General features: G+C 56.8%; 17 protein-coding genes and 1 rRNA gene. 9 read left to right on the top strand and 9 right to left on the bottom strand.

Features of this window, described 5'->3' with window-relative positions:
* Positions 1-91: 91 nt before the first annotated feature.
* The 6 genes from J7395_RS13525 to J7395_RS13500 all read left to right on the top strand — a co-directional run bounded on the left by J7395_RS13525 (position 92) and on the right by J7395_RS13500 (position 7229).
* Positions 92-2848, top strand: a complete 2757-nt coding sequence (locus J7395_RS13525) for a winged helix-turn-helix domain-containing protein (protein ID WP_348541228.1) — start codon at positions 92-94, stop codon at positions 2846-2848.
* Positions 2849-2957: 109 nt separating this feature from the next.
* Positions 2958-3530, top strand: a complete 573-nt coding sequence (locus J7395_RS13520; RefSeq protein ID WP_209221857.1) for a hypothetical protein — start codon at positions 2958-2960, stop codon at positions 3528-3530.
* Between the two features lie 312 nt (positions 3531-3842).
* Entirely contained in the window at positions 3843-4664 is an 822-nt protein-coding gene (locus J7395_RS13515; RefSeq protein ID WP_209222536.1) for an alpha/beta hydrolase, read from the top strand.
* Between the two features lie 150 nt (positions 4665-4814).
* Positions 4815-5378, top strand: a complete 564-nt coding sequence (locus J7395_RS13510; RefSeq protein WP_209221856.1) for a cysteine hydrolase family protein — start codon at positions 4815-4817, stop codon at positions 5376-5378.
* Positions 5379-5469: 91 nt separating this feature from the next.
* The gene (locus tag J7395_RS13505; protein ID WP_209221855.1) at positions 5470-6279 is read left to right on the top strand and encodes an SDR family oxidoreductase; all 810 of its coding nucleotides are present in this window, start codon (positions 5470-5472) and stop codon (positions 6277-6279) included.
* 44 nt (positions 6280-6323) lie between these two features.
* Positions 6324-7229 carry an MBL fold metallo-hydrolase gene (locus J7395_RS13500; protein WP_209221854.1) on the top strand — a complete coding sequence of 302 codons (906 nt, stop codon included), beginning with the start codon at positions 6324-6326 and terminating at the stop codon, positions 7227-7229.
* A gap of 9 nt (positions 7230-7238) precedes the next feature.
* On the opposite strand, the gene J7395_RS13495 is transcribed toward J7395_RS13500, so the two are convergent.
* The 4 genes from J7395_RS13495 to dctP form a co-directional block, all read right to left on the bottom strand.
* Positions 7239-8822 carry a gamma-glutamyltransferase gene (locus tag J7395_RS13495; protein WP_209221853.1) on the bottom strand — a complete coding sequence of 528 codons (1584 nt, stop codon included), beginning with the start codon at positions 8820-8822 and terminating at the stop codon, positions 7239-7241.
* Positions 8823-8979: 157 nt separating this feature from the next.
* On the bottom strand, positions 8980-10305 hold the full coding sequence (locus J7395_RS13490; protein WP_062961362.1) for a TRAP transporter large permease subunit: 1326 nt from the start codon (positions 10303-10305) through the stop codon (positions 8980-8982).
* A 6-nt stretch (positions 10306-10311) separates the two neighbouring features.
* Positions 10312-10899, bottom strand: a complete 588-nt coding sequence (locus J7395_RS13485) for a TRAP transporter small permease subunit (RefSeq protein ID WP_209221852.1) — start codon at positions 10897-10899, stop codon at positions 10312-10314.
* Between the two features lies 1 nt (position 10900).
* Complete coding sequence (gene dctP / locus J7395_RS13480) at positions 10901-12019, bottom strand: TRAP transporter substrate-binding protein DctP (RefSeq protein WP_062961360.1); 1119 nt, start codon at positions 12017-12019, stop codon at positions 10901-10903.
* Between the two features lie 358 nt (positions 12020-12377).
* Between dctP and J7395_RS13475 the strand changes: the two genes are divergently transcribed.
* The 3 genes from J7395_RS13475 (at position 12378) to J7395_RS13465 (ending at position 14431) form a co-directional block, all read left to right on the top strand.
* Positions 12378-13094 (top strand): GntR family transcriptional regulator, encoded by a 717-nt coding sequence (locus tag J7395_RS13475; protein WP_209221851.1) that lies wholly within the window; start codon positions 12378-12380, stop codon positions 13092-13094.
* A 93-nt stretch (positions 13095-13187) separates the two neighbouring features.
* Positions 13188-13538: an antibiotic biosynthesis monooxygenase family protein gene (locus tag J7395_RS13470; RefSeq protein ID WP_209221850.1), complete on the top strand. Its 351-nt coding sequence runs from the start codon at positions 13188-13190 to the stop codon at positions 13536-13538.
* The gene (locus J7395_RS13465) at positions 13517-14431 is read left to right on the top strand and encodes a sigma-70 family RNA polymerase sigma factor (RefSeq protein WP_247742181.1); all 915 of its coding nucleotides are present in this window, start codon (positions 13517-13519) and stop codon (positions 14429-14431) included. The genes J7395_RS13470 and J7395_RS13465 overlap by 22 nt, the downstream gene beginning before the upstream one ends.
* An 8-nt stretch (positions 14432-14439) precedes the next feature.
* Here the strand turns inward: J7395_RS13465 and J7395_RS13460 are convergent, their stop codons facing one another.
* The 5 genes from J7395_RS13460 to rrf form a co-directional block, all read right to left on the bottom strand.
* Positions 14440-14982, bottom strand: a complete 543-nt coding sequence (locus J7395_RS13460; RefSeq protein WP_209221849.1) for a DoxX family protein — start codon at positions 14980-14982, stop codon at positions 14440-14442.
* 3 nt (positions 14983-14985) lie between these two features.
* The gene (locus J7395_RS13455) at positions 14986-15744 is read right to left on the bottom strand and encodes a DNA-binding domain-containing protein (protein ID WP_209221848.1); all 759 of its coding nucleotides are present in this window, start codon (positions 15742-15744) and stop codon (positions 14986-14988) included.
* On the bottom strand, positions 15741-16628 hold the full coding sequence (locus J7395_RS13450; protein WP_247742180.1) for a DUF692 domain-containing protein: 888 nt from the start codon (positions 16626-16628) through the stop codon (positions 15741-15743). The genes J7395_RS13455 and J7395_RS13450 overlap by 4 nt, the downstream gene beginning before the upstream one ends.
* 58 nt (positions 16629-16686) lie before the next feature.
* Positions 16687-16986, bottom strand: a complete 300-nt coding sequence (locus tag J7395_RS13445) for a DUF2282 domain-containing protein (protein WP_062953136.1) — start codon at positions 16984-16986, stop codon at positions 16687-16689.
* Between the two features lie 228 nt (positions 16987-17214).
* Positions 17215-17329 (bottom strand): 5S ribosomal RNA (gene rrf, locus J7395_RS13440).
* Between the last annotated feature and the right edge of the window lie 8 nt (positions 17330-17337).

Raw genomic sequence — 17337 nt, 5'->3', positions numbered from 1 at the left:
TAAAACAACTTTTGTGATACCTTATAGTCATTCCATTTGAGAAACCCATCTGGAGGCACACCTCGCGGAATGTCCGCAGGGTGATCGTTGCGTGGAAGAAGAGCTTTCATTCGGCCCCTTCACGATCTTGCCTACCCGGCGCGCTCTTTTGCGTGACGGAAAAGCTGTGCCCATAGGCAGCCGAGCCATGGATATCCTGCTTTATCTGGCAGGCCATGCCGGTGAATTGCACACCAATGCCGATATCGTCAAGCATGTCTGGCCCGACACCTTTGTCGAAGAAGCCAATCTGCGGGTGCATATATCCGCACTTCGCAAGGCACTCGAAGACACCAAACAGGCACCAGCCTTCATCGCCAACATTCCCGGACGCGGATACACCTTCATCGCAGCAGTGCAACGCGTCACAAAATCACCCGATACCGACAATGGAAACAGTTCGCCCGCCGATAAGATCAGCACGCCGACATCCGATATCATCCCGGCCCGTTCTCCTGTTGTCATGCCAAGGCCCTTATCGCGGGTTTTTGGTCGCGACCAGCTGATTGAAAGCCTGACAGAACAATTATCCATCTCCCGACTGCTGACCATTGTCGGCCCGGGCGGGATTGGCAAATCGATTGTCGCCCGCGCGGTCGTCGCAAATGGAGCCGCCCCCGAACACACGATCTGGATTGATTTGTCGGAAGTCGAACTTGGCAATCTGGTCCCAACCGTCGTCGCATCGGCAATCGGCATCCTGCCACGCAGCAATGATATCATCGGGGAAATCGCCGCCAACCTGCATTCGGGCAAGGCCGTTCTGGTTCTCGATTGCTGCGAACATCTGATCGAAAGTGCCGCAAGCTTTGCCGAAGAACTTCTCGACCGGGCACCGGGTCTTCGCATTCTCGCGACCAGCCGCGAACCGCTGCGGGCTTATGGGGAACGGGTCCACCGGCTTCCCGCCCTTGACCTGCCCGATGTCAAAGATACTGCGACCGCCCGGCAGTCCCCGGCGGTGCAGTTATTCATTGAACGCGCTGACGGGTTCCTTGGCGGCTTTGCCCCCGATGATGCCGATCTCGCACATATTGTTGAAATCTGTGTCCGGCTGGATGGAATTCCGCTGGCGATTGAACTGGCCGCCGGACGGCTAGAAACCATCGGGCTAGAACCCCTTGAAAAATCACTGGCCGACAGTTTTCGCATTCTGACACGCGGCAGACGCACCGCCCTGCCACGTCATCAGACCCTGACCGCGACCCTGGATTGGAGCTATATGATCCTGTCCGCCGCCGAACAACGCGCACTTCGGGAAGTGTCCGTTTTTCGCGGGCCCTTCACCATTGATAGTGCCAACGCGATCTTAAGCAACGGCGATGCCCACGATATTCTTCCATCGCTTGTGGCCAAATCACTGATCGTTGCCGATGCGGCCCCCTCCGAAACCCGTTATCGCCTGCTTGATACCACGCGTCTTTATGCCCTGCAAAAGCTCGACGACGAAGACGAAAAGACTCAGGTCATGCAGAAGTTCGTCTGTCATATATGCGATCTTTACGATGGCAAGAGCTACGAACTCTCGGCCACCGCGCGCGCCAGGCAGGAATATCAGGATTTCCAACAGGTCGCGAATTTAAGGGTCGCCCTGCAATGGGCCTTTGGCGATGATGGCGATCCGGTACTTGGCGCACGATTGACGGTGGTGGCCCTGCCACTGTTTTTCCGTCTGTCGCTTCTCGACGAATGTCTGAACCACGTGACACAGGCGCTGGCATATCTTGATGCCAAACCGGGACGCGACGAACGCAGCCGCATGCAGCTTTATGCCGCACTTGGCTGGCCGCAATTACGTGCCATCAATGCGCCGGAACATGGCATCGCCGCATGGACCACCGCCCTTGCCATTGCCGAAGATCTCGGCGACCTTGACTATCAGCTTCGGGCGATCTGGGCATTATGGGTCGATGCCATCAACCGTGCAGAGCCAAGGCTTGGCCTTGAACTGGCCAAAAAATTTCAGAAACTGGCGCAAACGTCGCCCGATATCGCAGACAGGGTCATCGGAGAGCGATTGCATGGTGCAACCCTGCACTGGCTGGGGCAGCACAAGGATGCACAAAATATCCTGACCAAAATGCTTGCCGATTACAAAGCCCTCTCGGCAGGTCAGCATTCGATCCGTTTCCAGTTTGATCAGCGGGTGACGGCCATTGTCATTCTGGCGCGTCTTTCATGGGTTCTGGGGGACACGGAGGGTGCGCTTGGCAAGATTTCCGAAACCCTTGAATATCTGACAGACATTTCGCACGATATTTCGCTCTGTACCCTTCTGGCCGAAGCAGGCTGCCCGATTGCCATTCTGTCAGACAAACATGATCTGGCTGCCACCTATATCGCGCAATTGCGCGACCATACCAAGGCGTTATCGCTTGATGTTTGGCACTGTTATGCGGACTGTTTCGATGCGGAACTGCATCTGATTAATGGCAGGCCCCGCGATTGCCTGCACCTGATGCAATCATGTCTTGCGACCCTGCAACATGGTGGCTTCGTGCTGTTTCAATCCTATTTTCAATCCGTCATGGCACAGGCACAGGAAGCTCTTGGCGATTATGACGCTGCGATCAAAACCATTGATGCCGCCATTGCCGGTTGCACACAATCTGGCGAAAAATGGTGTCTGGCCGAACTTCACCGGGTACGCGGTGCGATCCTGATCCGCCACAACACCCAGAACAGTCTGGAACAGGGACGCACCAGCCTGACATTTGCTCTCGAACTCGCCCGTCAGGATGGCGCAATCGGCTGGGAGAACCGCATCCGCAGGGACATGGCCGCATTCGCACTTTGCCAGACCGCATAATGGCCTGAAACCGGGCGTTTACCATCGTTCGATTAACAACGATTTACAACTTGCAACTCGCTGAATGTCTCCGATCCGCAGATCATATCCCGGAAGAGGAGACCATCCCATGGACCAGAATTTTCCCGTCCGCTTTTTAATGATAATCGCCGGGGATGAAGATGACGCGATCCGCAATCATCGTCTCAATATCACCCGGATTGCCCCGGCCTATTATCTGTTCCGCGACATGCCGGCCGAAGTCGTTCTGGCATCTCCCGGTGGCGGGTTTCCGGCAATAACCATCACCTCACCCAACCACGCGGATGCCCATTCCTCCGCCGCCAGAACCGCAATGCTGCGATTTCAGTCCGACCGCGCTGCCCGCGAGGATATTGCCGATACGCTGCGTCTGGATCAGATCGCGGTTTGCGATTTTGCCGCGGCCTTTTGCGTCGGGTTTTCAAGTCACATCTGGAACGATGAAAGCCACGGCCTGTTACCCGTTTTGCAAGCTTTCCTTGCCGAAAAAAAGCCCGTCGCCCTCATTGACGCGGACGATCTTCAGATCACAGCAAACGACGCCGGACGCGGACTTTTGATCATCGGTAATTCCGATGATTCCCCCTCGCTTGCCGCCTGCGCGATGATCCGGATTGTCAAAGAAAAGCTCGGTCCACGATTACCGCCCCTGCCCGACTAACTATCGATGCAAAACAGCCGAAATTCCGATTTGCATCAATTTACGACGCTTAACTCGTTTTCGCGACCGAACTCCATCACGCTGATTTCATCGAAAGACAAATGCCCGCCATAAGAACGGCATCGGCACGGCATCAGAAACGATAGATCAGCAGGAGCAGATATCATGAACGAACAGTCAAACGCATTTTCGATGGAAACATCACGGCGAAACCTTCTTTTGGCGGGCGGGGTGGCAGTCGCGGCCACCGCACTTCCCAAAATGTCCTTTGCCGCAACCAATCCAAACCCGACAAAATCAGGAGCGCAGAGCATGTCGTTTATCAAAACCAAGGATGGCACCGAAATTTTCTACAAGGACTGGGGCAAAGGGCAGCCGATCCTGTTTTCGCATGGCTGGCCGTTATCGGCTGATACCTGGGACGCCCAGATGGTATTTTTCGGCATGCAGGGATATCGCGTAATCGCCCATGACCGCCGCAGCCACGGCCGTTCCACCCAGACCTGGGATGGCAACAATATGGACCAGTATGCCGATGATCTGGCCGAACTGATCGAGTATCTGGACCTGAATGACCTGATCATGATCGGCCATTCGACCGGCGGCGGCGAAGTCGCCCATTATCTGGGCCGTCATGGTACAAAACGCGTTGCAAAGGTCGTTCTGGTCGGCGCGGTTCCGCCCCTGATGCTGAAAACCGACAAAAACCCCAACGGTCTGCCAATGGATGTGTTTGATGGCATCCGCAAGGGCACGCTTGAAGACCGGTCGCAATTCTTCCGCGATGTGACCATTCCGTTCTATGGCTATAACCGCGAAGGCGCGAAAATCTCCGAAGGTATCCGCGAAAGCTTCTGGGCGCAGGGCATGATGGGCGGCATCAAGGGCCAGCTTGACTGCATCCGCGAATTTTCCGAAGTCGATTACACCGAAGACCTTCGCAAGATCGATAAACCCACCCTGATCGTGCATGGCGATGATGACCAGATCGTTCCGATCGTCGCATCCGCGCTCGAAAGCTCGAAAATCGTCAAGGGATCGGTTCTGAAGATTTACGAAGGCGCCGATCACGGCCTTTCGCAAACCCATACCGAACGCTTCAATCAGGATGTTCTCGATTTTATTCGGGCCTGACATTCCGTCATCACCGATTGCCTGAAAAACCAGGCAGAACAGAACCGCTTTCCGGGTTCGGATGAGGCACCTCGCCCTCACAACCCATGCATCTCTCCCCCTGCCCGCAACCCGGAAAGCGGCCCCGTTTCGAAACAAAGGAACAGAACCATGACCAAGAAAGCCCTGATCGTCGTCGATATCCAGAACGACTATTTCCCCGGTGGGAAATGGACTCTTTCCGGTGTTGAAGCCGCCGCCAAGAATGCCGCCCGTCTGATCGAAAGCGCCCGCAAGGCCGGTGATCTGGTGGTCCATATCCGCCATGAATTCCAAAACACCGACGCACCGTTTTTCAAGCCGGGCTCCAAGGGTGCCGCCCTTCATCCCAGCGTGATGAGCCTTGAAAACGAACATGTGGTGCTCAAACACCAGATCAATTCCTATCGCGATACCGACCTAAAGGAACACCTGGACCGTAACGGCATCACCGAAGTCGTGATTTGCGGCAATATGAGCCACATGTGCGTTGATGCCATCACCCGTGCATCTGCTGATTTCGGCTATCCTGTAACGGTGATCCATGATGCCTGCGCGTCGCGCGATCTTGAATTTGATGGTGTGACGGTGCCTGCGAAATATGCCCATGCGGCCTTCATGTCTGCCTTGGACTTTGCCTATGCCACCATGATGTCGACAGATGATTACATCGGATCCGCGGCCAAGGCCGCCTGATCATCACGAAGGCAGACCGGCCCGGTTTGCCTTCATCGCTTTTTCGCCCATCCCATTACGTGTTTCAAACCTCAGAAAGCAGGAGCCCGCCATGTCAAAGGGAACCGCACTTGTTACCGGTGCCTCGTCGGGCATTGGTGCCGTCTATGCCGACCGGCTTGCCAAACGCGGCTATAACCTTGTGCTTGTTGCACGCAATGCCGGACGTCTTGACCAGCTTGCCACCGATCTTTCCACGCAATACGGTGTCGCGGTCACTGCCTTTCCGGCGGATTTGACCAATCATGACGATCTTGAAAATGTCGCAGCCCGGCTCGCCACCGGCGACGACCTGACACTGGTTGTCAATTCGGCCGGCATTGGCCCGAATGCAAACGTTCTGGCTTCCGACCCGGACAGCCTGCGCCAACTGGTGTTTCTGAATGTCGATATCCTTCACCGGCTGACACTTGCCGCCGCCCACAATTTTGCAGATCGCGGTCGCGGCGCGATCATCAATATCGCATCAGTCGTGCCGCTGATGCCAGAACGTTTCAATGCATCCTACTGCGCCAGCAAGGCCTTCGTCCTGTCACTGACCCAGTCCCTTGCCGCCGAAATCGGCCCGCGCGGGGTGCAGATGCAGGCGGTTCTTCCGGGCTTTACCCGCACCGAACTTTTTGAACGCGCCGGGCTCGATATAAACGTGATCCCGACGGAAATGATGATGGATGCCGGTGACATGGTCGATGCCGCCCTTGCCGGCTTTGATCAGGGTGAATTGGTCACCATCCCGTCCCTGGCCGATCCGGCGATGTGGGATGCCATGGAAACAGCCCGCCATGCGATTGCCCCGTTCCTGTCCCTCGCCCAACCCGCACCGCGTTATACCAACCTTGCCAAAACAGGTGAACCGGCATGATCCGGGCGGCATTTCCCCCGATGCCGGTCACACGGCGAAAATTCATGATCGGCACTGCTGCGACCTCGGCAGTCGCCGGAATATCCGTACTGTCGCACAGGGCATTTGCCGCCACCGACTTTTACCGGTTTCGTCATGGTGCCTTTGACATCACGGTACTAAGCGACGGCTTTCTCACCCTGCCGGCCGAAATACTGCTTCCCGATGCCAGCAACACCGAACGACTGGCCATCCTGCAGATGATGGGCGGGGATGCCCAAAGCGCACCGGTACAGACAAATATTCCCCTGATCCGGTATGGCGATGACCTGATCCTGATCGACACCGGATCGGGCGGCAATTTTCAGCCAAGTGCCGGGATTCTGGAACACAACCTTGCGACCATCGGTATCTCGCCAAACGATATCACCAAAGTCGTTTTCACCCACGCCCATCCCGACCATTCCGGCGCAACGGTAACCGCAGACGGCAATGTTCGCTATCCCAACGCAGATTACTTCATATCCGAAGCAGAATGGATGTTCTGGACCGACCGCAATTTCGAAACCCGCATGCCAAAGGCACTGCATGGCTTTGCCACGGGCGCAAAACGCGATCTTCTCCCAATACGGGATCGCCTGAACCTTGTTCGCCCCGGTGACGAAATCGTACCGGGTATGCAGGTCATCGACACCAAAGGCCACACACCGGGCCACATCTCGCTCGAACTGGCCGGTGATGACAACCTTCTGATCACCGGGGATGCCTGCACAAACGACATCATCTTTTTTGCCCATCCCGCTTGGCATTTCGGCTTTGACACCGACCCGGAACAGGCCCTTGCCAACCGGCAGATGCTGCTTGACCGCGCCGCCTCGGAAAAAATCAAAATGCTGGGCTATCACTGGACCTATCCCGGCGTCGGCCACGCCGAACGCCACGGCAATGCCTACCGGTTTGTTAGGGCCTGAGTGATATGATCAAAGCCCCGCAACCACCCCATCCGCACGCGGATCAGTCGCCCCTTCCATCACGCCATTGGCGCGCAGTAGAATGCCGCCCGCATGGCCCATCATGTCTTCGAAATCGCCGACGACTTCAACCGCATGACCGGCTTTTTCAAGCTGCGTGATCAGGGCCGGATCAAACCGTTTTTCGAGTTTGAGGGTCGTGGTTTCCGCACCCCATGTCCGGCCCAGCAGCCAGCGCGGGGCCGTAATCGCCGCCTGTAAATCCTGTCCGAACAGGACATTGCGGGTAAACACCGCCGCTTGGGTTTGCGGCTGTCCCTCGCCCCCCATGGTGCCATATGTAAGGACATCGCCGTTGTTCAGCCGTGCCATCGCCGGGTTGAGTGTGTGGAACGGCAACCGGCCGGGGCCGAGCTGATTCGGACCGTCATGCAGTGTAAAGCTCGCCCCGCGGTTCTGCCACAGGACCCCGGTTTCGGGCACGACAACGCCCGATCCGAATTCCCAGAAAATACTTTGGATGTAACTGACGACCGTACCGTTTTTATCCGTCGTCCCCATCCAGATCGTATCGCCAGGCTTGGCGATATGCGGCCACGGCAATGCGGTTTTCATATCGATTTTTGCCGCCTCGGCATCCAGCATCGCATCACTCAGAAGCGACATCGGATCAATATTCATCCGCCCCGGATCACCGATATGGGCATCACGTTTGATAAAGGCGCGTTTGGTCGCCTCGATCACGCCATGGATATGATCAAATCCCTCGCCCACCGTCACGCCCAACCGGTCAAACAGGCCAAGGATCATAAGTGACGCAGCCCCCTGCGTCGGGGGCACCATATTGAAAACGGTGCCGCTTGATAGCTTCACCGAAAGCGGTGTGGTGGTTTTGGCGTGATAGCATTCAAAATCGGATAGCCGAAGCGGGCTTCCCGACGCCTCAAGCCCCTTGGCATTGGCGCGCGCGATATCGCCCCGGTAAAAATCATCAAGCCCGACGGCGCCAAGCCGTTCCAGCGTTGCGCCAAGGGCCGCTTGTTTCAACACATCACCAATTTTGGGCACGCCATTCGCGGCATAAGCCGCAACATAACCCGGCGCATCGCGAAGTTCCGGCAGCTTGTCACGCGTCAGTTCATGCTGCGATTTCGTGATCGGCACACCGGCCCGCGAATGATGCACCGCATCGGCCACAAGGCGCGCGATGGGCAATGTCCCACCCAGTTTCCGTGCGATTTTTGCGGCCTCCATCCAGCCGCCAATTGCCCCGCCCACAGTCAATGCCGCCAGCGGCCCGCGCGCCGGGATTTTGTCATGGCCAAGGTCACGGTAAAATGCCGGGCTAGCCAGCCCTGCCGCCCCGCCGCACGCCCGGATCGCCACTGGGTCCTTGCCCGGTTCCGCAATCAGCCAGAACCCATCCCCGCCAACAGCATTCATATGCGGATAGACAACCGCAATGGTGGCGGCTGCTGCAATCATTGCCTCGACCGCGTTGCCGCCCTCGCGCAGCACATCGCGCCCGGCCTGGGCTGCCAGATGATGCGGGGCGGTAACCATCCCGCCAAGGCTTGTTCTGGTTCTGAGCATTTCGGGGCCTCCTGATGGCGCAAAAATCTTTGGCATGCCGTGTGTCCGGCATGCCCTGTTGTTCTTTGAAATCTATCGTGAAAATGATCCGGGTATCAGGCGATTTTCACATCGTGGACAAATCGCCTGATATTTCGGATCAGGACCTAATCTGTTGCTACCAGCCAATAAGATCCGGTAGCCAGCTTGTCAGTTCCGGGAAGATGAACAGCAGCACAAGGGCCAGCGCCTGAATACCGATAAACGGAATGACCCCGCGATAGATATCCATGGTCGACACCGATTTTGGCGCCACCCCTTTCAGGAAGAACAAGGCCCAGCCAAAGGGCGGCGTCAGGAAGCTGGTCTGCAGGTTCATCGCCACAAGGATCGCAAGCCATGCCATGTCGATGCCGCTATTCATGAACACCGGCAAAAACATCGGCAGCGCGATATAGGAAATCTCGATCCATTCAAGAAAGAACCCAAGAACAAAGATCACCGCCATCATGAACAGAAGGTTGCCCATGTCGCCACCGGGCACCCATTCAAACATGGCATGCACCAGCCCCTCGCCACCCAGCCCGCGGAAGGCAAGGCCAAATGGCTGCGCACAGATCAGGATGAAAAACACCATCGCACTGGTGATCAGGGTATCGCGCAACACATCGCGCATCACCCCGAAATTAAGCCGCCCGGTAAACAGCGCCAGAAGCAATGCGCCAAGCGCGCCCATCGATGCGGCCTCGGTCGGGGCAGCAATCCCGCCAACGATGGAACCCAGAACCGCAAAAACAAGTGCCAGCGGCGGCAGCACGACCTTGGCGATCTTCAGCATAAGGTCACGGGTGGCGAGCGCATCGCGCTCATCCTGCGGGATCGCGGGCACCATGTCGGGCTTGAAAATCCCCAGAAGGACAAGATAAAGGGCGAGCATCCCGGCAAGGATCAACCCCGGCACCATCGCGGCGGCAAACAGCGTCCCAACAGACTCCCCCAGAATATCGGCAAGCAGGATCAGAACAAGGCTTGGCGGGATGATCTGCCCCAGCGTGCCCGATGCGCAAATCACACCGCACGCCACCCCCTTGTTATAACCGCGATTGATCAGCGGCTGTAGCGACAGCAAACCGACCGTCACCACCGTCGCCCCGACCACGCCCGAAGACGCCCCCATCAGAACCCCGACAATCACAATCGCAAGCCCCATGCCGCCGCGAAGGCGGCCCATGGCATGGCCGATCACATCAATCAGTTCTTCGGCCAGTTTCGACTTTTCAAGCATCACTCCCATAAAGATGAAAAGCGGCAGGGCCAGAAGCGTATAGTTGGTCACAACCCCGTAAATGCGCGCGGGCAGCAGGTTAAAAAGCCCGGTGCCAAATCCCAGAATGCCAAAGGCAAAACCCGAAATCGCAAGCGATATCGCCACCGGCACCCCAAGCACGAGGAAGCCGAAAAAGCCGCCGACCATGCCAATGGCCAGCCATTCATTACCAGTCATGTTCGATTATTCCCCAGGCACTTCGGTGGCGGTTTTATGGGTGGCGTAACCGGCATCATCGGCGGTTTGGGCCGCACCGGTCACCTGCCGGAAATTGATCAGGGCCTGCGCAATCGCCTGCACGAAAAGCAACCCGAACCCGACCGGGATAAATGCCTTAAGCAGGAAACGATAAGGCAATCCCCCCGGATCGGGCGATCCCTCGCCCATCATGATCGACTGGTTCACATAGGGAATGGCAAACCAGATGATCGCCGCACCAAGAATGACCATCAGCACCGCCGAAAACAGATCAATCATCGCGCGTGCCCGGTCACTTAGCCGGTCATAAAGAAAATCGACCCGTACATGGCCACCATGCCGCATGCCATATGCCATCCCCAAAAGGGCAATCGGCGATACCAGATGCCATTCAAGTTCCTGCATGGCGACACTGCCGGTATTGAACACATAGCGCAGCAACACATTGCCGCCGACCACCAGAACAAGCGCAAGACCGCTTAACGCGGCCGCCCATCCGGCAAAATCGACGATATGTCCCAACACACGGTCGGGAAGCGGTTCAGGAAGCGATTCAGTACGGGTCGAATTCATATCAGCTCATCCCGTCTTTGGATGAAATGATACCGTGATAGGGCTTTTCACTAACAGCCGCCCATTCACGGTGCGTATCGCGGAACGCCATGAATGCGTCATGGACCTTTTTGGTCAGCGGGTCCTTGGCCGCTTCGGCTTCCAGCGTGTCGTTGGTGATGCCTTTAAGCTTGTTGACGACATCATCTGGAAGGGTCTGGGCAATAACGCCCTCATTCTCGACCAGATCACGAAGGGCCGCGGCGTTGTTGGCTTCACACCAGGAATGACTGTCAAGATTGCACGCTTGTGCGGCGTTTTTGACAATCGCCTGAAGGTCCGCCGGAAGGCTTTCCCATGCTTTCTGATTGATCAGAAGCTCGGTCACGTTGGACGGCTCATGCCAGCCGGTGGTGTAGTAATATTTGGCTGCCTTCTGAAGACCAAGACGACGGTCCTGATACGGGCCGACAAACTCGGCGGCATCAATCACGCCACGTTCAAGGGCCGGGAAAATCTCGCCCCCCGGAAGCAGTTTCACCTCGACCCCGATCTGCTGATAGACCTTGCCGGCAAGGCCCGGAATACGCATTTTCAGGCCATTGAAATCATCAAGGCTTTCAATCGGTTCGCGGAACCAGCCGGTCATCTGAACGCCGGTATTGCCCATCGGGAACGCAATCAGGCCATAGGGCTGATACAGCTCATGCCAAAGTTCAAGCCCGCCGCCATGATACAGCCACGCATTCACACCCTGGAAGTTCAGGCCAAACGGAACGGTGGTGAAATACTGTGCGGCAAAAATCTTGCCCGCCCAGAAATAGGCATTGGCGGCATTCATTTCGACCGTACCGGCCTGAACGGCATCAAAGCCCTCAAGCGCCGGGATCAGTTCACCAGCGGCAAAATGCTGGATGTTCAGACGCCCGCTCGACATTTCCGTAACACGTTTGCAGAAATCCTCGGGGCTGCCCGGGCCGGTCACGTAGAACGGTGAACCCGGACCATAGGCATTGGTCATTTTCCAGTTAAAGCTCTCCTGGGCACGCGCGATATGCGGCGTGGCAAAAACAGCCGCCCCGGCGGCTGCCGTGCCAAATGCCGACTTCGTCAGAAAGTCGCGTCTTTTAAGGTTGGTCATCGGTGTCTCCCTGATAGAGAAAGCGCAATACGCGGATAATATCATCGAACGGATCTTGGCCCGCATTGTGTATACACCTTGCAACCGACGTGCCATTTATTGTATTTCAATAACTTAACTGATTTTACCCCCAACGAAGTCACTTTTATTGTTTATTTTTTAATCATATATAATTGTTGCACTGCATATATGCATATTAATTGAACATATTGCATATGATCGCCGGGGACGGAATCCCGCACGCGACAGTTGCGCTTGGATTTTACGGGAAATATCATGTATACATCGGTTGCATAGGGTGCCCCGAAAGAGCCCCGGAACATTAACCGACAACAAGATCAAAGGGTCGAAACGGCACATGATCCATTTGCAGCAGGCCCAGCAACCTTCGCCCGAACCGGTCGGCATTGCGCAAAAACTCTGCCAGTCCCTCGAAGACGATATTGTTACCGGCGTGCTTGTTCCCGGTGCCCGGCTCGAAGAAACCCAGCTTGCAAAACGCTTTGGCGTGTCACGCACCCCGGTCCGCGAAGCCCTGCAATTACTGACCGCGACCGAACTTGCCGAAAAAATCCCCAATCGCGGGGTTTATGTCTCGTTGGCAACGCCGGAACAACTGACGGCGATGTTTGAAAGCATGGCCGAACTCGAAGGCACCTGCGGGCGACTTGCGGCCAAACGCATGACAAGTGGTGAGCGTCACGCACTCGAACAACTCCATCACGAACTGGCCCATGCCATGCGCGCGGGCGACAGCCCGGCCTATGAAAGCCAGAACCGCGAATTTCACAATGCGATCTATGTCGGCACCCATAATGATGTGCTGGTCGAAGTCACCCAGGCCGTGCGTCGGCGCGTCGCCCCGTTTCGCCGGGTACAGTTCAACAGCCTGCCCCGCCTTGCTTCCTCGCACGAGGAACATCAGGGCATCGTCGATGCCATCCTGCGCGGCGATCACAAGGCCGCCGAAGAACTGCTATACGCCCACATCATGTCAGTCCATGACGTCAGCCAAGAATATCTGGCGACACTCCGCGCCGAAAGCGACCATCGCGCACTCATGATCGCAAAGTAACCGGGGCAACCCGGCCACAAAATCTGCGGCGGATGTCACGTTCGGGCATCGTGTTTTGTCATTCTTTCTGAACCCGGTTATCAGGAGGAACGAATGACCAAAAACGCAATCGCAGGTATTGACCCAACCGCCTCATACCTTACCCTTGTCAATATCTATGATGTCGCCCCGGAAAAGCAGCGCGACCTTGCCCGCCTGCTATCGGAAATCACCGAAAACACGATCCGGCATGAACCCGGCTTTGTGTCGGTCTCCATCCACAGCAGTCTGGATGGGAAAAAAGTGGTAAATTACGCTCAGTGGGCCTCAAAAAACGATTTCGAGGCCTTCATGCAAAAACCCGAAACGCAGGCAAGCCTGAAACAGTTTGCCGCAATCGCCCAATCGGTTTCGCCCGGCCTGTATCACGTCGATCAGGTCCATTGCGCAAAAAACGCCGCCTGACACGCTGGCTGGTATCCATGACAGAACGCCCGACCGATCCCGTTTTCACCGATTTGCGTCCCGGCCTCACCCGGCTGGCCTATCGCATGCTGGGATCGGTCGCCGATGCCGAGGATATCGTACAGGAAGCCTATCTGCGCTGGCTTGGCGTCAACCCCACCGACATCCGCGAACCCGCCGCCTTCCTGCGCACCATCGTCACCCGTCTTTGCCTCAATCTTCTGAAATCCGCCCGACGGCAACGCGAAACCTATATCGGACCGTGGCTGCCCGAACCGGTGTTCGAACCTGATGAAACCCGGATTGACGATAACATCACCCTGCCCTTGATGATCGCACTTGAACGGCTTTCACCATTGGAACGGGCGGCTTTTCTGCTGCATGATGTCTTTGGCATGGGCTTTGACGAAATCGCCCCGGTCATTGACCGGGAAACCGCCACCTGCCGCAAACTTGCCAGTCGCGCCCGGCAGAATATCCATACCGCCCGTCCGCGCTTTTCCGTTCCAAAAGATCAGGGCATGAAAATCGCATCGGCCTTTTTCACCGCCTCGCGCACCGGGGATCTGCAGGCATTGCGCGATCTTCTAGCCGATGATGTTGCCGCCTATGCTGATGGTGGCGGCCGCGTTCCCGCAACACCCGTACCGCTAACCGGCATTTCCGCTGTGATGCAACGTCATATGGAAATGGCAGAAGGCTTTGCACAATCCCCGTCACGGCTGGTGCGTTTTGCCATGATCGATGGCCTGCCCGGCTTCATCACAATCGAGGCCGGCAACATCCTGCAAACAACCGCCCTGCAGATCGAACGGGGTCGCATTACTGCACTTTATGTCACGCGAAACCCGGACAAGCTCGGCCATCTTGCCCATCACCGGACACTGCAATAAGCCAAGCCTTATCCGGTTTTCCGCAACAGAAGGTGATCAAGCGACACCGCCCCCGCCCCCTTGATCACCAGCATCAGCAACACAAAAACCCACAACATCCGCTGATCAATCAACTGATCAGGCAGCCCATCAAAAAGTGTGCCTGCCGCCGCACCATGGGCCGTGATATCCACCACACTCTGCACCACCACAAACCCGATCATGCCAAACGCACCGAGGCGCGCAAACAGGCCCAGAACGATCAGAACCGGCAAAACAAATTCCGCCAAGGTCCCGGCAATCACGATGATATGCCACGGGAAAAACGGAATGGCCGCCGTGTCATACAGATATTGATCGGCAATCGACGGCACGATCTGCGCAAACGCCCCTGCACTGGGGAAACTATCCCCCGCCAGCTTGGTCATCGCGCTATTGAAATAATAGGGCAGCAAAATCGCGGCAAACCACAACCGTGCCGAAAGCCCGATGAACCAGCCATCGGTCCGCGCCTCCAGACCACCAAACAGGCTGGCATGCAGGTCGGTCATTTTTTTGATCGCTATTTGCATTTTTCACTCCCTCAAACCGGCAAACGCACCGACCGCTATCAGTTGGGCGAACGCGGATGTCACATCAAATTGCGGATCACACTCGATTGCCGCGTCATAACCCTCGGCAACCGTCATGCCGTCCAGAAGGCATCGGGCAAATACCGCGCCCCCATCATCCAGTACGATCTGGCGCACCGTCATACCGGGCCGGGTAATCAGGATATTTTCCGCCTGCTGCACGACGGGTGCTGCTTCTTTGCCGTCCTGATCCGCCTGCTGCCGCAACCAGATCGCATGGATCGGAAAGGACGAGTTCACCAACCGGCAGGCGCTATGCGCTACAAACCGGCAGGCCGCCAGATCATCGCCAAAAGCCGCAAGTGAATTGGCATCCAGCACCACCTCATCGGCTTCATGCAGCACCTCAAGCCGCGCCCGTTCCAGCCGGGCAATGTCGGAAAGATACGGCACCGACGCCGCCGCATCGAAACCATCGATAAATTCGGCAAAACCGGCACCATAAAGCGCAAGCGATCCGGTGCGTGCCTGCTCGGCCCGGAAAAAGCCCTGCGCCATCGCCCGAAAGAAATCCTCGCCCACCAGCTTCGCCACCACCGGATAGGCCGCGATCAACGCATCGCCAAGCCCGCGATGCACATTATTGCGATAAATCGCAAACCGTCCCGCCATCGCCGGGTCAAGGCCATCGGGCCGCGCCGACGGGTCTGCTGCCATCAGGGCGCGGGAAAATTCCGCCTGAAAGGCCCCTGCTTCACTCATGACGCCGCCCGCACGGGATCGGCACCCGAAAACTGCTGAGGACGCCCCTCAAGGTGCAAGTCCGCAAGCGCCGCCTCGGCCCGAAGTGTCGCCCAATCGGGCACATCATTATCCCATTCAATCAGGGTCGGCCGCGCCCCGATGCGCGCAATCAGGCGATCAAACAGATCCCAGACCGGATCGGCCACCGGGCGCGAATGGGTATCGATCAAAACCTTCTCATTGCTATTGGCATCCGCCTCATGCCCGGCCAGATGGATTTCCCCGATCAGATCGCCGGGGATCGCATCAACATAATCGCTGGCGTCAAAGCCCAGATTGCAGGCCGAAATGTAAATGTTGTTTACATCAATCAGAAGCCCGCAGCCCGAACGCCGCGCGGCTTCGGTAATAAAATCAATTTCCGGGATCGAATTTTGCGGCAGCGCCAGATAGGACGTCGGGTTCTCAATCAGGATTGCCCGCCCTGTTGCCGTCTGTACCTCGTCAATCGCCTCAACCAGTTGATCAATCGACTTTTGTGTCATCGGTGTTGGCAACCGGTCGGCCATGTAAAGCCCGTCATGGCTTGACCATGCAATATGTTCCGACAGCATCGCGGGCTCAAACCGATCCACCAAACGCTTGAGATCGGCCAGATGGTGGGGGTCAAGCCGCTCCCCGCCGCCAAGTGACAATCCAACGCCATGCATCGATATCGGATAATCGGCGCGCAATGCCTCAAGCACCGCAAGGCGCGGCCCACCGGCCACCATGTAATTTTCCGGATGAATTTCAAACCAGCCGACCTGTTTTGGCTTGCCGATCACATCATCGGCATGCGCACCCTTGAAACCGACACCGGCCTGGTCGGGTAATCTGGTGCCATGCGGGTTACTGATCATCGCAAACCTCCCGGAAAAAAGAATATGCCGACCGGCCAGACCGGTCGGCACCATCACGTCAGGATTTCGGAAGATCGCGCTCAAGCGCCTCAAGGCTGCCCATCACTTCACGACCATCCGCCGTCGTAAAGCTCATATCCTCGCATGTCCCGGCCGGAACCAGCTTCCAGGCATTGCCCTGATAATCGACTTTCGATGTCCCGGCACATGTGGTGCCCGGCCCCGCCGCACAATCATTTTGTCCGGCAAGCGATACACCGAAACATTTTTCCTTGGCACCCTGTGCCTGCGCCTGACCAACCGCCGCAAGCGAAACCGCCGCCGAAAGTGCCGCGCCCAGAACCAATGCGTTTTTCATGATGTCATCCTTTTTGCGTGAAACCTGATCGCCTGTCTGGCGATGTCTTTTTGGTAACAGGCGAACGGACCACCGTCATTGCAACTTCGGCACACGAAACATCAAGTCAGTGTGAGAGTTTTCCGGCATTTCATCACGGATGCGTGAAACGACAAAACCCCCGACCATTTAAGGTCAGGGGTTTCATGAAGTCGTTGAACAGGGAATATGAATTGCTGTGTTTGGAAGGCCCGGCGGTGACCTACTCTCCCGTGCCTTAAGACAAAGTACCATCGGCGCAGGCAGGTTTCACTTCTGAGTTCGGGATGGGATCAGGTGGTTCCCGGCCGCTATGGCCACCGGGCCGTCGAA

This window comes from Thalassospira sp. A3_1 (assembly GCF_017744215.1).
Lineage (GTDB): Bacteria > Pseudomonadota > Alphaproteobacteria > Rhodospirillales > Thalassospiraceae > Thalassospira > Thalassospira lucentensis_A.
Note: the sequence above shows the minus strand (reverse complement) of the source record. Positions and strands in the feature narration are given on the sequence as shown.

Bases quoted from the DNA above. Each gene is read 5' to 3' on its own strand.
- J7395_RS13520 (WP_209221857.1), top strand. From the start codon at position 2,958: ATGGACCAGAATTTTCCCGTCCGCTTTTTAATGATAATCGCCGGGGAT.
- J7395_RS13515 (WP_209222536.1), top strand. From the start codon at position 3,843: ATGTCGTTTATCAAAACCAAGGATGGCACCGAAATTTTCTACAAGGAC.
- J7395_RS13510 (WP_209221856.1), top strand. From the start codon at position 4,815: ATGACCAAGAAAGCCCTGATCGTCGTCGATATCCAGAACGACTATTTC.
- J7395_RS13505 (WP_209221855.1), top strand. From the start codon at position 5,470: ATGTCAAAGGGAACCGCACTTGTTACCGGTGCCTCGTCGGGCATTGGT.
- J7395_RS13500 (WP_209221854.1), top strand. From the start codon at position 6,324: ATGATCGGCACTGCTGCGACCTCGGCAGTCGCCGGAATATCCGTACTG.
- J7395_RS13495 (WP_209221853.1), bottom strand. From the start codon at position 8,822: ATGCTCAGAACCAGAACAAGCCTTGGCGGGATGGTTACCGCCCCGCAT.
- J7395_RS13490 (WP_062961362.1), bottom strand. From the start codon at position 10,305: ATGACTGGTAATGAATGGCTGGCCATTGGCATGGTCGGCGGCTTTTTC.
- J7395_RS13485 (WP_209221852.1), bottom strand. From the start codon at position 10,899: ATGAATTCGACCCGTACTGAATCGCTTCCTGAACCGCTTCCCGACCGT.
- dctP (WP_062961360.1), bottom strand. From the start codon at position 12,019: ATGACCAACCTTAAAAGACGCGACTTTCTGACGAAGTCGGCATTTGGC.
- J7395_RS13475 (WP_209221851.1), top strand. From the start codon at position 12,378: ATGATCCATTTGCAGCAGGCCCAGCAACCTTCGCCCGAACCGGTCGGC.
- J7395_RS13470 (WP_209221850.1), top strand. From the start codon at position 13,188: ATGACCAAAAACGCAATCGCAGGTATTGACCCAACCGCCTCATACCTT.
- J7395_RS13460 (WP_209221849.1), bottom strand. From the start codon at position 14,982: ATGCAAATAGCGATCAAAAAAATGACCGACCTGCATGCCAGCCTGTTT.
- J7395_RS13455 (WP_209221848.1), bottom strand. From the start codon at position 15,744: ATGAGTGAAGCAGGGGCCTTTCAGGCGGAATTTTCCCGCGCCCTGATG.
- J7395_RS13450 (WP_247742180.1), bottom strand. From the start codon at position 16,628: ATGATCAGTAACCCGCATGGCACCAGATTACCCGACCAGGCCGGTGTC.
- J7395_RS13445 (WP_062953136.1), bottom strand. From the start codon at position 16,986: ATGAAAAACGCATTGGTTCTGGGCGCGGCACTTTCGGCGGCGGTTTCG.